This window comes from Comamonas koreensis, assembly GCF_021026195.1.
Classification (GTDB): Bacteria; Pseudomonadota; Gammaproteobacteria; order Burkholderiales; family Burkholderiaceae_C; genus Comamonas; species Comamonas koreensis.
Window position 1 is genome coordinate 579,646 of record NZ_JAJNCT010000005.1, and the last position, 13,791, is coordinate 593,436.

Below are 13,791 nucleotides of genomic sequence, written 5' to 3' on the forward strand. Positions count from 1 at the left end.
CAGCTCCCACCCGCCATGCAAAAAGCGCCTGCCGCATAGACGGCAAGCGCTTTTTTTGGGGCGTATGGCAGAGCGCTTAGTTCTCGCCCGCCCACTCCACCTTGGCGCCCAGGCTCTGCAGGTTCTCTACAAAGCGGGGGTGTGCGCGCTTGATGGGCGCGGCATTGCGGATCTCGGAGCGGCCCTCGATGCTGGCGGCCACCATGAACAAGGCAATCGCCACGCGGATGATGTAGGGGCTCTCCACCACAGCAGGGCTCAGCGGGTTGCCGCCGAGGGTGACGATGCGGTGCGGATCGGACGAGAACACATGGGCGCCGAACTTGGACAGCTCGCCCGTCCAGCCCAGCGCGCCGTCATAGACCTTGTTCCAGAACATCGCATTGCCTTCGGCGCGCACGCCCAGCGCGATGAAGATCGGCAGCAGATCGACCGGGAAATAAGGCCAGGGAGCAGCCTCGACCTTGGTCAGCACATTGCGGGTAAACGGCGTCTCGACCTTGAGCGGGCCCTTGCGGATGGCGCGTGACCAGCCGTCCTTGTGCTCGATCTGCACGCCAAACTTGGCAAAGGTGCGGTCGATCAGCGGGAAATTGTCGGGCGTGCGGTTGCGCACCTGCACATCGCCGCCGGTGATCGCGCCCAGCGCCAGGAAGGTGGTGATCTCGTGGAAGTCTTCCTCGAAATGGAACTCGCCGCCGCCCAGCTGCTCGACGCCATGCACCGTCAGGCGCGAGGTGCCGATGCCCTCGATCCTGGCGCCCAGCATCACCATAAAGCGGCAGAACTCCTGCACATGCGGCTCGCAGGCGGCATTGGTCAGCACCGAGCTGCCCTTGCCGGTAGCGGCGCACAGCACAAAGTTCTCGGTGGTGGTGACCGAGGCATAGTCCAACCAGTGCTGGGTGGCCTGCAGCGGGCCATCGCAGCGCACAATCAGCGAACCCTCACCATGCTCCACCCGGCCGCCAAAGCGGCGAAACACCTCGATATGCGGGTCGATCTCGCGCACGCCCAGGGTGCAGCCCTTGACGTTGTCCTCCAGCCGCGCCACGCCAAAGCGGGCCAGCAGCGGCGGCACCAGCATGATGGAGGAGCGCATTTCCTCGGGCAGGTGGTGCTTGCAGGCATCAAAGTGGGTATCCCGGTGGTGCAGCTTGAGCACGCCGCTGGCGTAGTCCATCTGCACGCTGGAGCCCAGCTTGCCGAAGATGTCCAGGATCTTGCGCACATCGGTGATGTCCGGAACGCCATGGAGCACCAGAGGCTGCGCCGTCAACAACGTGGCGCACAGCACAGGCAAAACGGCATTCTTGTTGGACGAGGGGATGATGCGGCCCTGCAATGGGGTGCCGCCGTGCACGATGAGTTTGGACATGGATGGGGGGAGGTCGCGAATTCTTGAGTGGCCGGGGGCAGTGTGCGCCATCCGGGCCGATCCTGCATGTTACAGCGTCAAAAACAACAAAAGGCACTCGGTGGGAGTGCCTTTTGTAAATACCCGTCAACAAAATGTGCGGGATGCTGCTAGGCCCTGCTAGGCCCTGCTAGGGCAGCTTGCTGGCCGGTCAGAACGCGGGAACCACGGCGCCCTTGTACTTTTCCAGAATGAATTTCTTCACATCGTCGCCATGCAGCGCGCGGGTCAGCTTGGCAATCGCCTCGTCATTGGCACGGTCAGCGCGGGCAGCAATGATGTTGGTGTAGGGCGAATCGGCACCTTCGATGAACAGCGCATCCTTGGTGGGGTTGAGCTTGGCTTCGATCGCGTAGTTGGTGTTGATCAGGGCCAGGTCGACATCACCCAGCGCGCGCGGCAGCAAAGGTGCTTCGAGTTCCTTGAACTTCAGCTTCTTGGGGTTCTTGGCGATATCCAGCGGGGTGGAGGTCAGCTTGGACGCGTCCTTGAGCTCGATCAGACCGTTCTTTTGCAGCAGCAGCAAGGCGCGGCCACCGTTGGAAGGGTCATTGGGGATGGCCACGGTGGCGCCGTCCTTCAAGTCTTTGATGTTCTTGATCTTGCTGGAGTAGGCGCCAAAGGGCTCCACATGCACCTTGCCATTGGGCACTTGCACCAGCGAGCTCTTGCGGTCCTTGTTGTAGCTGTCCAGGTAAGGTTGGTGCTGGAAGAAGTTGGCATCGAGCTGCTTGTCTTCCACGGCCGCATTGGGCTGGATGTAGTCGCTGAACTCGCGCACTTGCAGATCCACACCTTCGGCCTTCAGCTTGGGCTTGATGAAATTGAGAATCTCGGCATGTGGCACCGGCGAGGCCGCCACTTTCAGCACTACATCCGCCGCATGGGCAGACACGGCCAGGGCCGCAATAGCAAGAACGGAAAGCGTTTTTTTGAACATGGTGTTTTTGACAAATGTGAAAGACCAGCCCCGGCAACTACTTGGATTTCTCTTGATGGGACTGAACCAAGATGGTGCAAGTCTAGCCTTATTTGGCATATCACTCAAAGAAAATAAAGAGATTTGGTTATAAGGAATTTGATCTTTATGTTCGCTCGCTACAGTCTGCGGGCTTGAAGCGCAGGCTATGCTTGCGCCCATGTCTACCCCGTTTGACCCCGATCAGCTGCTGCGGCTTCTCACCACACCCATGCCTTTTGGCAAGTACCAGGGCCGCGCCATTGCCGACCTGCCTGGCAACTACCTCAACTGGTTTGCCCGTGAAGGCTTTCCCAAAGGCGATCTGGGCCGGCTGCTGGCACTGATGCACGAGATCGACCACAACGGCCTGGGCGACTTGCTGCGCCCGCTGCGCGCCAGCCTGCTGGCCAACGGGCAGGCCGCAGGCCTGCCACAGCGCCCATAAAAAAACCCGCAGGCTGCAAGCAGCTGCGGGTGGGTTCAGGCCATTGAGGCGATGCTTTACTTGACGGCGGAGCGGGCTGCGTCAGCCTTGGCCTTGGCTTCATCGGCCTGCTTTTGCAGCGCAGCGGCTTCAGCTTCTGCCTTCTTGGCTTCTGCTTCCTTGGCGGCAGCTTCTTCCTTGCCCTTGTCACCACCCATGGCGCCTGCCATGGCACTGCCGGCCATCGTGCCAGCAACGGCGCCCACGGCGGCTGCGCCCATGGTGCCCATCATGCCGGAGCCGCCGGCGGCCGGTGCCGCGGCAGCCGGTGCTGCTGCGGCAGGGGCTGCGCCCGCTGCTGGAGCGGCGGCAGGTGCAGCAGCGGCTGGCGTGGCAGGCTTGGCAGCCGGCGCTGGTGCTGCCTTCTGCGTAGCTGCTGGGCGCTTGACACCGCCACCCAGGCGCTTGGCATGGGCCAGGCCTGGCAGAACCAGACCGGCAATGGTCAAAGCAAGAACGGATGCAGAGGTGCGAAAAGAGGGGTTCACTACGGTATTTCCAAATAAAAGGCCGGGGCTACAAGCGGATTGCCTGCTTGCCTACCCTTGGTACATGAGGGAAACGCTGCAAATTCAAGTGCTTGGCAGCACGGCTTGCAGCGGTATGGCTCGGCTTTGGTTATTCGTTATGCGTAGCGCGCAGCTACAAATATTGTAGAGCAAGCGCTGGCATGCACGGGGTGTACAAGACCTTGGGCACCGTCAGCCATCGCAGGCATCAGGCAGCGCCTATGTTCTCCAGCCCGCTGTAGACCCACCAGGCCAGGGCCAGCATCATCACGCCGGTAAAGCCGTCCATCACGCGCCAGGCCTGGGGCTTGGCAAACAGGGTTTGCAGGCGCCGGCCGGCGCTGGCCAGCATCACAAACCAGGCCAGGCTGGCACAGGCCGCGCCCAGCACAAAGATCCATTTCAGGCTGCCATCCTGGCGCGCACCGATCGAGCCGACCAGCACGACGGTATCCAGGTACACATGGGGGTTGAACAAGGTGATGACGACCAGCGCCCCCAGCACGCGCCACAGGCCGCGCCGGGCTGAGGTGGCGGGCGCATCCCCGTCAGCATCGGCAGCGGGCGCTGCGCCAGCGGGCATCGCAGCGCGCCACAGCGCCATCAGGCCATAGGCCAGCAAAAACAGCGCGCCGCCCAAGGTCAGGTAGTAGGCCAGGGTGGGCGAATCTCCCAGCACCTGGGCCATGCCGGCCACGCCGATGCCGATCAGCAGTGCATCGCTGAACACACACCAGGCGACGCAGGCGCGCACATGCTCGCCGCTCACGGCCTGGCGCAGCACATACAGGTTTTGCGCGCCGATCGAGACGATCAGGGAAAGGCAGACCGTAAAACCGGCCAGCCAGGTAGAAGTCATGCTTGTTGTCCACATGGCAGCTATTGTGCGGCGCACCAATAAATAAGTAAAATTAAACAATCTTAGTCAAATGAAGCAAAACTAAATGCTGGACTACCTGGGACTGGCCGCGCTGGCGGCGGTGGTGCGCGAAGGCAGCTTTGAGCGCGCCGCCAAGAAACTCCATGTCACCCCATCGGCGGTGTCGCAGCGCATCAAGCAGCTGGAAGAGCGCACGGGCCAGGTGCTGGTGCAGCGCGGCAACCCCTGCACCGGCACCGAGGCCGGCCAGCGCCTGTGCCTGCATCTGGAGCAGGTGGCTTTGCTGGAAAACGCCCTGCGCCGCAGCAACCCCGACCTGCTGCCTGATGCACCGGTGGCACCCACGATCAAGCTGGCGGTGAATGCCGATTCGCTCTCCACCTGGTTCATGGAGGCGATGGCCGAGTTCACCGCCAGCGGCAATGAGCTGCTGGACCTGCGCGTCGATGACCAGGACCACACCGCCCAGGCGCTGCGCGAAGGGGCGGTGCTGGGCGCCGTGACCGGCACCAGTGGCCAGATCCCCGGCTGCAACAGCTGGCCGTTGGGCACGATGCGCTATGTGGCCGCAGCCAGCCCCGGCTTCATGGCGCGCTACTTTGCAGACGGCGTCAGTACCCAGACCCTGGCCCAGGCGCCCATCATGACCTTTGACCGCAAGGACCGGCTGCAGGACCAGTGGCTGCAAGCCCAGGGCATGGCCCCAAGAGGCAGCGGGCCCCGGCATTTTCTGCCGTCCAACCAGGGCTATGTGCGGGCCTGCGAGATCGGCATGGGCTGGGGCATGCACCCCACGGTGCTGATTGCCGAGCAACTGGCGCGTGGCAGCCTGGTGCCGCTGGTGCCCGATACACCGCTGGACCTGCCACTGTACTGGGCGCTGCCGCGCAGCGCGCAGGCCAGCCTGGCCCGGCTGACCGATTGCGTCATGCGCGCAGCCAGCCGTGTGCTGACGCCCGCCGCATGAGCATTTCTGCCATGGCGTTGTCAGCACAGCGCAGGCCTGTGCGCCTATGATGCGAGCAGAGGCGGTGCCAGGTAACGAGCTTGGGCGCTGCCGCAGAGGGAGGTATCCATGGTTTTCATTAGAAAGAGCACAGCATGATTGAGGTGCAGGATCTCATCGTCGACTACCCCGGCCACCGCGCGCTGCATGGCGTCAGCCTGCAGATCGAGGCGGGCACGGTCACCGCCCTGGTGGGCCCCAATGGCGCCGGCAAATCCACCTTGCTGCGCTGCATTACCGGGCTGGAGGCGCCGCTGAGCGGCAGCACCCGGGTCGCGGGCATCGATGTGCAGCAAGAGCTCCGCCGCGCCCACCAGTACATGGGCTATCTGTCGGATTTCTTCGGGCTCTACGAGACCCTGAGCGTGGCCCAGTGCCTGCAGTACGCGGCCGAGAGCCAGGGCCTGAGCCGCAAGGAAGCCACGGCGCGCGTGCACACCGTGGCCGAGCAACTCGCGCTAAGCAGCAAGCTCGGCCATGCCACGCGCAACCTCTCGCGCGGCCAGCGCCAGCGGGTCGCCATTGGCCAGGCCATCATCCACCAGCCCCAGGTGCTGCTGCTCGATGAGCCGGCCAGCGGGCTGGACCCGGAAGCACGCAGCAGCCTCTCGACCCTGTTCCGCCAGCTGCAGGCCCAGGGCATGACGCTGGTCGTCTCCAGCCACATCCTGAGTGAGCTGGACGAGTACTGCAGCCATATCCTGTCGATCCGCGAAGGCCGCATCACCAGCCACGGCCCCTTGAATGCCGTGGCCGGTGCGGGCGGCGGCGGCGCCCTGCCGTCCGAACTGGTGATGCAGCTGGAGCTGGCCGTGCCGCTGGCCCAGCCCGAGCAGGCACTGGCCGGCTACCGCCTGGTCGAGATGCGCGCCGGCCGAGAGGGCAGCGCCAGCCACATTCTGTGGATTGGCATGCCTGCGCAAGACACTGCTGCCCGCGTGCAGCTGCTGCAGCAGCTGGTGGCCCATGGCGCGCAGGTGCTGGGCTACCAGGAGGCCCGCACCAGCCTGCAGGAGCGCTACCAGCAAAGCCTGGAAGCACCCGCTGATCCCCAAGCGCTGTTTGCCAAGGAGTGGCCATGAACCCGGAATTTCGCCGCCAGCTCAGCCTGGAGCTGAGCCCTGCGCGTTTGGTGCTGATGCCCGCCATCTTGCTGATGCTGGCCATCTGCGTGTTTGTCATCGAGGGCAAGCAGCCCCTGCTCTACCTGCACAAGGGCGCCCTCACCCTGGTGGGCCTGCTGGCCGCCTGCGTGGGCACCTTCACGGCGCTGTCCAGCATCAACGATGAGCTCAACGAGCGCACCTGGGACCAGCAGCGCATGAGCGCCATGGGCCCCTGGCGCATGGCCTGGGGCAAGCTGCTGGGCGGCCCCAGCTATGCCTGGTATGGCGCCCTGCTGTGCAGCGCAGCGGCCCTGCTCTGCGGCTTCTGGCTCGGTGAGCTGGCCGACACCATCCTGGTGCTGGTGCTCAGCATCTTGGGCGCCTGCGCGCTGCACTGCGCGATGATGGCCAGCCGCCTCTACAGCATGGATCCCAACAAACCCGCCACCAGCCGCAATGTCTGGGTGCTGGTGGTGCTGGTGTTCATGCTGCTGCAACTGGTCAGCAGCGTGGTCGTGGGACTTGACAGCCTGTTGGGCGGCAGCGGCGGGGGCGCCTGGTGGGGCCTGCCGCTGAACTCGGGCAGTCTGCTACTGGTCTTTGCCGTTGCGGGCCTGTTGCTGGGCCTGCTGGCACTGTGGCGGGCGATGTCGATGCAGCTGTCGGTGCCGACCACACCGTGGGCCTGGGCACTGGGCAATGCCGCTGGCTGTTTGCTGCTGGTGGGCCTGGTGCCCACCGGCACCGGCCGGGCGCTGACCGCGATGATGCTGTTCGCCCTGGCAACCTACTACGCTGCGGCGCTGGAGAGCCAGGTCGCGCAGCGCTGGCGCGCCCTGCTCTACAGCGCAAGGCACGGCCAGTGGCGGCGCTTTTGGCAGAACATGCCGCTGTGGCCCATCAGCTGGTGCATGGCCTTTGCGGTGCTGCTGCCGGCCTATCTGCTGTGGAATGCCGACCCGCTGTCCAACCGCAGCCAACTGGGCCCGCTGGCCTTCATGGTGCTGCTGCATGTGCTGCGTGACTGCGGTATCTACCTGGTATTCTCGTTGCGCAAGAGCAGCCGCTCGCCGCTGGGCATGACCTTGCTGGTGGTCTTTGTGCTCAGCGCCCTGTTGCCAGCCATGGCCTGGTCGCTGGGCCTGGCGCCGCTGTTCGAGCCGCTGTTTGGCGCCTTTGACCCGCGCCTGTCGTCCAACTTTGCGCATGCACCGGCCCTGGGCTGGCTGGCCTGGGTGGGCATGCTGCTGCAGCTGGCGGTGCTCGCCGTCGTGCTGGTATGGCGCTTCAAGGCCATCACCCCCGGCAGCGCGGCCAGGAACGATATCTTCGCGCTGTAAACAAACGGGTTGGCCAGCCGCTACTGCAGCGGCTGGGGCTCAGACCTGGGGCATAAAGCCGTCTTGCCGGCCGGGCTCTGCAACCACTTTGCGTGGCGCCGCACCGGGCGCAGTGGCTGAAGCCTGGGCAGTTGCCATACAGGGAATCGTGCCCGGTTGGCGCAGCGGGTGGAAGTTCAACAGCTGCGTGGCCATCATGGTCTCGACCATGAAGCAGCACAGCGCCGAGACAAAGCTGACCACCCCCATGCCAAAGCTGAACATGGCCGCCAGCGACCAGCTGTTGGCGTCAAACTCGCTCTTGGTGGTCTGGCCGACGAAGAGCAGGATGATGGTCAGCGCAATCAGCGCGCCGCACAGGGTCAGCAGACCAATGCAGAGGTTGGCCAGGCGCCCGCGCCGGCGCAGAAAGCTCAGCTCCAGCAAGGAGCGCTGTACATACTCCTCGTCCTTGGACGCCATCATGCGGTCTTCCAGCACGCGGCCCCGGTCGATGATGCGCGCCAGCCGGCCGGCAACGGCGCCGATCATGCCCGCCACGCCGGTGAGAAAGAAAACGGGAGCCACAGCCAGCTGGATGCTGTGGGTGATGTTGCTGACGTCGATGGACATGGTGTTGGTGCAGAGATGGTGGACAAACTGCGCTGCAGCACACGCCTAGGGACCCTCTGCAAAACTCCCTGCCGTGGTCTGAACGCGGTCTCGGGCGATCCACTGCGTTGTCTTCCTTGTCAATAGCTACAGCTATTGACTGCAAAAGACGCCTAGCGTCTCATCCCGATCCGCGTCCATCCCGCTTGGCGAGGGTTTTGCAGAGCATCCCTAGTGCAGGCTGCGACGCCTGCGATGAACACTGCAAAATTCAAGCCAACATTCTCGCACCAAATAGGTGCAAACCCTAATACCTTCTTTGCCCTGTTTCTGCGCTGATTTGAAGCAAATTGTGTGCTTCCCAGTGCAGATACCGCCGCTCAGTAGTGCGGCGGCAACTCGTCGCGTGCACCTGGCGCAACACCTCCAGTCTCGGGCATGCGCTGCTGCAGGTCCTTGACCAGGTGCAGCAGGCGGTCGATCTGCTGCTGTTGCTTGTAGATCGTCAGGTTGAGTTCTTCGAGCAGGTCATCGGCATAGGCTGCCTTGATCTCCAAGGCTTCAAGGCGCTGCTGCAGGGGTTCGAGGGTGGACATGGCGGCTCCTGGCTAAAAACGGGGCGGGCGAGTGAAAGAATAACGCCGGCATGTGACAGCGCACATGCCGGCGTCCGAAGTGGCTAGGCGGGTTTACAGCGCCTTGGCCAGGCGGGCAATGCCCTCTTCAATACGCGCAATATCAGCGGTGGCAAACGACAGCCGCAGGGTCGAGGCATCGGGGTTCTGGGCAAAGAATGGCGTGCCCGGCACAAAGGCCACCCCCTGCTCGATGGCGCGCTTGGCCAGCGCATTGCCATCCTTCTCCTGGCCCCGGGCGCCCGTCAGCTGCACCCAGATGAACATGCCGCCCTGGGGCTGCACAAAGCGCACCGCATCGCCCAGCTGGCTGCGCAGGCCGTCGCCCATGGCCTTGCTGCGCGCCGCGTAGGTGGTGCGCACGCGGTCCAAAGTGGCGGGCATGCGGCCGGCCTTCAGGTACTGGGCGGCGGTGGCCTGGCTGAAGGTGCTGGTGTGGGCATCGCTGAACTGCTTGCACATGACGCACTTGCCCAGCAGCTCGGCCGGCGCAATCAGCCAGCCCAGGCGCAGGCCGGGGCTGAGCACCTTGCTCATGCTGCCGCAGTGGGCCAGGTAGTCACGGCTGCCGGGTACGCTGTCCGACAGCGCCAGCAGGCTGGGCGGTGGCGGTGCGTCAAAGTACAGGTCGCCATAGGGATCGTCCTCGACGACCAGGGTCTGGTGGCGCACAGCCATCTCGAGAATCTGGCGGCGGCGCTCCAGGCTCAGCAGCACACCGCTGGGGTTGCCAAAGGTCGGGATCAAGTAGACCAGCTTGGGCTGGTGTTCGGCTATCAGCTGCTCCAGCGCCTCGGGGATGACGCCGTTCTCATCGGTAGGAGCGCTGATGACTTCGGCGCCGTAGAGGCGGAAGCACTGGATCGTGGCCAGGAAGGTCGGGCCTTCAACGATCACCTTGTCGCCAGGCGAGATCATCGTCTTGCCCAGCAGATCCAGCGCCTGCTGGCTGCCGGTGGTGACGATCAGCTGATCGGGCGTCAGCGACTGCACGCCCTTGGCCGCCATCAGGCCGACGATCTGCTCGCGAAACGGCTGGTAGCCCTCTGTGGCTCCGTACTGCAAGGCGGCACCTGGCTCCTCGGTCAGCGCTGCGTTGGCGGCCTCGCGCACCCCTTCCACATCAAACATGGCTGCATCCGGAAAGCCCCCGGCAAAACTGATGATGCCGGGCTTGCCCAGCAGCTTGAACAGTTCACGGATGGCGGACGTCTCGACATTGTCGAGGCGGGAGGCAAAGCGCAGTGTCATGGAGTGTTCTCTCAAATCAAAAAAGAGCAGCCCGGTCGATCGACGGGCCGCTCTGGCATTTTGCTACTTTTTACCGGCCCCATGCGTCGCTCTGGCATCGCCAGAGACCCTCCAAATGCCTTTGCCTATCGACTATGCTTGCGCCCTAAAGGATTCTGACAACATGCGCATCGCCGCTTTCTTCATTGTTTTGGTCAAATTGCTGGCCTCGTTGCTCATGCTGCTGGGCGTGGTCTGGGCCTGTGGCGCGCTGTGGTTTCAGCTGGCGCAGTCGGTCAAATCGGGCTCGGCCCGGGGGCTGCTGCTAGGAGTATGGGTGGGGGTGGGCCTGTACTGCATCTACCTGCTGTGGCAGCAGCGCATGCCCAAGGGCCTGCTGATCTATGGGCTGCTGTTTGCCGCCATCCTGGCCTGGTGGGCCAGCATCCAGCCTTCCAACACGCGCAAATGGGCGCCCGATGTGGCCCAGCAGCTGTCGGGCACCGTCCAGGGTGATCTGGTGCAGCTGCACAATGTGCGCAATTTTGACTGGCAGACCCCCAGCAAGGCCACGGCGCGCTGGGAAGACCGCAACTACGACCTGCGCCAGCTCGTGTCGGTGGACATGAGCACCTCCTACTGGATGGGGCCGGCCATTGCCCACACCCTGGTGTCCTTCGGCTTTGACGACGGCAAGAACCCGCGCCGCTATGTGACGTTCTCGGTGGAGATCCGCAAGGAACAGGGCGAGCAGTTCTCGGCCGTGGGCGGCTTCTTCAAGCAGTTCGAGCAAAGCCTGGTGGCCGCCGATGAGCGCGATATCCTGCGCGTACGCAGCAATATCCGGGGAGAAGAGGTCTACCTCTACAGCGTCGCCATGCCGCGCGCTGCGATGCGCTCACTGTTCATCGCCTATGTGGACAAGGCCAACGCGCTGGTCGAGACGCCGCAGTTCTACCACACGCTGTTTGCCAACTGCACCACCATCGTGTTCGACATGGTGCGCCGCATTGTGCCCGGCCTGCCAATGGACTGGCGCCTGCTGGCCAGCGGCTACCTGCCCCAGTATGTGGACAGCCTGGGCGCCCTCGCCCGTCCGAACGACTTTGAGGCCATCCGTGCGGCAGCGCATATCAACGCCCGCGCCAAGGCAGTGCGGCCGGGAGAGGATTTCTCGGCCGCCATTCGCCAGGGCGTGCCGCAGGTGCCGCAGCAGCCCTGATGCAGGGGACCCAGGCTCAGGCCTTGCCAGATAATGGCAGCCGAGCCTGCACAAAAACACGATGAAAACCGCTGATATCCAACCCTTCTTCGCCACCTTGAAGGCGGCCAATCCTTCGCCCCAGACCGAGCTGGAATACACCTCAGTGTTCGAGCTGCTCGCCGCCGTGCTGCTGTCGGCCCAAGCCACCGATGTGGGGGTCAACAAGGCCACCCGCAAACTCTTCCCGGTCGCCAACACGCCACAGGCCATCCTGGCGCTGGGGCTGGAAGGCCTGGAGGGCTATATCAAGACCATCGGCCTGTACCGCAGCAAGGCCAAGCACCTGATGGAGACCTGCCGCATTCTGGTGGAGCGCCATGATGGCAAAGTGCCCGACACGCGCGAGGCACTGGAAGCCCTGCCCGGCGTGGGCCGCAAGACCGCCAATGTGGTGCTGAACGTGGCCTTTGGCCAGCCGACGATGGCGGTGGACACCCATATCTTCCGCGTCAGCAACCGCACCGGCCTGGCACCCGGTAAAAATCCGCTCGAAGTGGAAAAGCAGCTGATGCAGCGCGTACCCGGCGACTATGCCGTCGATTCGCACCACTGGCTGATCCTGCTGGGCCGCTATGTCTGCCAGGCGCGCAAGCCGCGCTGCTGGGAATGCCTGGTCAGCAGCTATTGCGATTTCTCGCCCAAGACACCGCCACCCCAAGGCACGCTGCGCTGATCGCAGCAGCAGGCATCAGGCGTTGCTCTGGTTGCTGACCCCCGCCGATGCAAAGCTGGCCATGTCACGCAGCATCGCGCAGGCCGATTCCAGCAGCGGCCAGGCCAGCGCCGCACCCGAGCCCTCGCCCAGGCGCAGCTGCCAGTCAAGCAGCGGCTGCGCCTGCAAGGCCGCCAGCAAATGGCTATGGCCCGGCTCACCCGAGCGGTGGGCATAGACGCAGCGCTCCAGCACCGCGGGCTGCAGGCGGGAGGCCACCAGCACCGCAGCGCTGGTGATAAAGCCATCGACCACAATCACACGCCGCTCCAGCGCGGCCTGCAGCACCGCGCCCACCATGGTTGCCACTTCCAGCCCGCCCATCGCAGCCAGCACGGCCAGCGGCTCCTGCACACCGGCATGGCGCGCCAGCACCCGGCGCAGCACCGCGGCCTTGCGTGCCACACCCTCGCCACTCAAGCCCGTGCCCGCACCGGTCACCGTCTCCACATCCAGATTGCAGAGCCGCGCCAAGAGCAGCGATGCGCTGGAGGTATTGCCAATGCCCATCTCGCCCAGCAGCAAGGCATTGCCAGGCAAGGCCTGCAGCAGCGCGCGGCCATTGGCAATGGCTGCCTCGCACTGCGCCATGGTCATTGCGGGGCCCAGGCTGCTGTCCTGGGTGCCGGGCGCAATCTTGCGCAGCCACAGGCGGGGGGCGCCCGGGGGCTGCGCATCGGCCTGGGGGGAAAAATCACGGGCCACGCCGCAATCCACCACATTCAGCGCCACGCCATGCTGGCGCGAGAGCACGCTCACCGCCGCGCCACCGGCCAGAAAATTGCCCACCATCTGCCAGGTCACATCGGCCGGGTAGGCTGACACGCCCTGCGCCACCAGGCCATGGTCGGCGGCAAACACCACTATCTGGGGATTGGCCAGGCGCGGCTGGGTGTCACCCAAGATGCAGGCGATGCGCAAAGCCAGCGCTTCGAGCAGGCCCAGCGAGCCCAGCGGCTTGGTCTTGTTGTCCAGCAGCTGCTGCACTTGCTGGCGGAAGGCGGCATCGTCGATGGAAGCGATATGGGGAATGAGCGGAGAGTACGAAGATTCGGACATGGTCAAGCTAGGGGGCGGGGCACGGCGATATGCCAAGCCGCCAGTATCGCGCTGCCCGCACAGGTTTGCAGCCCCCAGCGCGCAAACCAATAAAAAACGCTCTGCGCAGCAAATGCTGGGCAGAGCGTTGATGGACGAGATCAGTCAGCTTACTTGGCGGGCACCGTATAGGTGTACTCACGCAAAATGCCACCGCCTTGCACCGAGCCGCTGTCCTGGCCCTGGGCCACGCGGCCTACGCAGGCACGGCGGTCCTCTTCAGTCTTGAAGACCGCGCAGCGTGCGGTGGCGTTTTCGCGGAAGCTGGAACCTGGATCGGTCAGTTGGCCCTGGCGTGCGGCCTGGCGCGCAGCAGCTGCTTCGCGGGCGCTGGAGCTGCCTTCGGCCACATCGGCATTGGTGCGGGCATCGCCACGCGCTTCACCACGCTTGTGGTGGGCAGCGTGTGGGCCATGCGGCATGGGCTTCACATGCTTGGCAGGGGGTGGTGGGGGTGGCGGTGCGGATTGGGCGCTGGCATAGCCTACGGTACCCAGGGCGAGGGCCATCGCGGCCATTTGCAATGTCTGACGGAACATGTTTTTCATAGCGATCATC

General features: G+C 64.4%; 15 protein-coding genes. 6 read left to right on the top strand and 9 right to left on the bottom strand.

The window, feature by feature from the left end; genetic code table 11:
• Positions 1–76 precede the first annotated feature (76 nt).
• Both LPW39_RS04875 and LPW39_RS04880 read right to left on the bottom strand, forming a co-directional pair.
• Positions 77–1,378: a UDP-N-acetylglucosamine 1-carboxyvinyltransferase gene (locus tag LPW39_RS04875; protein ID WP_230771782.1), complete on the bottom strand. Its 1,302-nt coding sequence runs from the start codon at positions 1,376–1,378 to the stop codon at positions 77–79.
• Between the two features lie 190 nt (positions 1,379–1,568).
• Positions 1,569–2,357, bottom strand: coding sequence for a MetQ/NlpA family ABC transporter substrate-binding protein (locus LPW39_RS04880; protein WP_230771784.1), 789 nt, complete (start codon positions 2,355–2,357; stop codon positions 1,569–1,571).
• 199 nt (positions 2,358–2,556) lie between these two features.
• Between LPW39_RS04880 and LPW39_RS04885 the strand changes: the two genes are divergently transcribed.
• Complete coding sequence (locus LPW39_RS04885) at positions 2,557–2,823, top strand: DUF3820 family protein (protein WP_230771786.1); 267 nt, start codon at positions 2,557–2,559, stop codon at positions 2,821–2,823.
• Positions 2,824–2,879: 56 nt separating this feature from the next.
• Here LPW39_RS04885 and LPW39_RS04890 read toward each other — a convergent pair whose 3' ends face one another.
• Positions 2,880–3,350: an ABC transporter substrate-binding protein gene (locus LPW39_RS04890; protein WP_230771788.1), complete on the bottom strand. Its 471-nt coding sequence runs from the start codon at positions 3,348–3,350 to the stop codon at positions 2,880–2,882.
• Positions 3,351–3,579: 229 nt separating this feature from the next.
• Positions 3,580–4,245, bottom strand: coding sequence for a LysE/ArgO family amino acid transporter (locus LPW39_RS04895; RefSeq protein WP_230771790.1), 666 nt, complete (start codon positions 4,243–4,245; stop codon positions 3,580–3,582).
• Between the two features lie 70 nt (positions 4,246–4,315).
• Here LPW39_RS04895 and LPW39_RS04900 point away from each other — a divergent pair, with 70 nt between their 5' ends.
• The 3 genes from LPW39_RS04900 (at position 4,316) to LPW39_RS04910 (ending at position 7,703) form a co-directional block, all read left to right on the top strand.
• Entirely contained in the window at positions 4,316–5,218 is a 903-nt protein-coding gene (locus LPW39_RS04900; RefSeq protein WP_230771792.1) for an HTH-type transcriptional regulator ArgP, read from the top strand.
• 134 nt (positions 5,219–5,352) lie between these two features.
• Positions 5,353–6,339 carry an ABC transporter ATP-binding protein gene (locus LPW39_RS04905; protein ID WP_230771794.1) on the top strand — a complete coding sequence of 329 codons (987 nt, stop codon included), beginning with the start codon at positions 5,353–5,355 and terminating at the stop codon, positions 6,337–6,339.
• On the top strand, positions 6,336–7,703 hold the full coding sequence (locus LPW39_RS04910; protein ID WP_230771796.1) for a hypothetical protein: 1,368 nt from the start codon (positions 6,336–6,338) through the stop codon (positions 7,701–7,703). Before LPW39_RS04905 ends, LPW39_RS04910 begins: the two co-directional genes overlap by 4 nt.
• A gap of 39 nt (positions 7,704–7,742) precedes the next feature.
• Here LPW39_RS04910 and LPW39_RS04915 read toward each other — a convergent pair whose 3' ends face one another.
• From LPW39_RS04915 to LPW39_RS04925, 3 genes are all read right to left on the bottom strand, one after another.
• Positions 7,743–8,315 (bottom strand): DUF2721 domain-containing protein, encoded by a 573-nt coding sequence (locus tag LPW39_RS04915; protein ID WP_230771798.1) that lies wholly within the window; start codon positions 8,313–8,315, stop codon positions 7,743–7,745.
• Positions 8,316–8,674: 359 nt separating this feature from the next.
• A complete protein-coding gene (locus tag LPW39_RS04920; RefSeq protein ID WP_133854727.1) occupies positions 8,675–8,890 on the bottom strand; it encodes a SlyX family protein in 216 nt (71 codons plus the stop codon).
• A 93-nt stretch (positions 8,891–8,983) separates the two neighbouring features.
• Positions 8,984–10,180 (bottom strand): aminotransferase-like domain-containing protein, encoded by a 1,197-nt coding sequence (locus LPW39_RS04925; RefSeq protein ID WP_230771799.1) that lies wholly within the window; start codon positions 10,178–10,180, stop codon positions 8,984–8,986.
• A gap of 163 nt (positions 10,181–10,343) precedes the next feature.
• Between LPW39_RS04925 and LPW39_RS04930 the strand changes: the two genes are divergently transcribed.
• Positions 10,344–11,381, top strand: coding sequence for an Lnb N-terminal periplasmic domain-containing protein (locus tag LPW39_RS04930; RefSeq protein WP_230771801.1), 1,038 nt, complete (start codon positions 10,344–10,346; stop codon positions 11,379–11,381).
• Between the two features lie 61 nt (positions 11,382–11,442).
• On the top strand, positions 11,443–12,096 hold the full coding sequence (nth, locus tag LPW39_RS04935; RefSeq protein ID WP_230771803.1) for an endonuclease III: 654 nt from the start codon (positions 11,443–11,445) through the stop codon (positions 12,094–12,096).
• Between the two features lie 15 nt (positions 12,097–12,111).
• Here the strand turns inward: nth and cobT are convergent, their stop codons facing one another.
• Together cobT and LPW39_RS04945 are read right to left on the bottom strand one after the other, a co-directional pair.
• Positions 12,112–13,194: a nicotinate-nucleotide--dimethylbenzimidazole phosphoribosyltransferase gene (gene cobT / locus LPW39_RS04940; RefSeq protein WP_230771805.1), complete on the bottom strand. Its 1,083-nt coding sequence runs from the start codon at positions 13,192–13,194 to the stop codon at positions 12,112–12,114.
• 149 nt (positions 13,195–13,343) lie between these two features.
• Positions 13,344–13,781, bottom strand: a complete 438-nt coding sequence (locus tag LPW39_RS04945; protein ID WP_230771807.1) for a hypothetical protein — start codon at positions 13,779–13,781, stop codon at positions 13,344–13,346.
• Positions 13,782–13,791: the final 10 nt, after the last annotated feature.

Bases quoted from the DNA above. Each gene is read 5' to 3' on its own strand.
- LPW39_RS04875 (WP_230771782.1), bottom strand. From the start codon at position 1,378: ATGTCCAAACTCATCGTGCACGGCGGCACCCCATTGCAGGGCCGCATC.
- LPW39_RS04880 (WP_230771784.1), bottom strand. From the start codon at position 2,357: ATGTTCAAAAAAACGCTTTCCGTTCTTGCTATTGCGGCCCTGGCCGTG.
- LPW39_RS04885 (WP_230771786.1), top strand. From the start codon at position 2,557: ATGTCTACCCCGTTTGACCCCGATCAGCTGCTGCGGCTTCTCACCACA.
- LPW39_RS04895 (WP_230771790.1), bottom strand. From the start codon at position 4,245: ATGTGGACAACAAGCATGACTTCTACCTGGCTGGCCGGTTTTACGGTC.
- LPW39_RS04900 (WP_230771792.1), top strand. From the start codon at position 4,316: ATGCTGGACTACCTGGGACTGGCCGCGCTGGCGGCGGTGGTGCGCGAA.
- LPW39_RS04905 (WP_230771794.1), top strand. From the start codon at position 5,353: ATGATTGAGGTGCAGGATCTCATCGTCGACTACCCCGGCCACCGCGCG.
- LPW39_RS04910 (WP_230771796.1), top strand. From the start codon at position 6,336: ATGAACCCGGAATTTCGCCGCCAGCTCAGCCTGGAGCTGAGCCCTGCG.
- LPW39_RS04915 (WP_230771798.1), bottom strand. From the start codon at position 8,315: ATGTCCATCGACGTCAGCAACATCACCCACAGCATCCAGCTGGCTGTG.
- LPW39_RS04920 (WP_133854727.1), bottom strand. From the start codon at position 8,890: ATGTCCACCCTCGAACCCCTGCAGCAGCGCCTTGAAGCCTTGGAGATC.
- LPW39_RS04925 (WP_230771799.1), bottom strand. From the start codon at position 10,180: ATGACACTGCGCTTTGCCTCCCGCCTCGACAATGTCGAGACGTCCGCC.
- LPW39_RS04930 (WP_230771801.1), top strand. From the start codon at position 10,344: ATGCGCATCGCCGCTTTCTTCATTGTTTTGGTCAAATTGCTGGCCTCG.
- nth (WP_230771803.1), top strand. From the start codon at position 11,443: ATGAAAACCGCTGATATCCAACCCTTCTTCGCCACCTTGAAGGCGGCC.
- cobT (WP_230771805.1), bottom strand. From the start codon at position 13,194: ATGTCCGAATCTTCGTACTCTCCGCTCATTCCCCATATCGCTTCCATC.
- LPW39_RS04945 (WP_230771807.1), bottom strand. From the start codon at position 13,781: ATGAAAAACATGTTCCGTCAGACATTGCAAATGGCCGCGATGGCCCTC.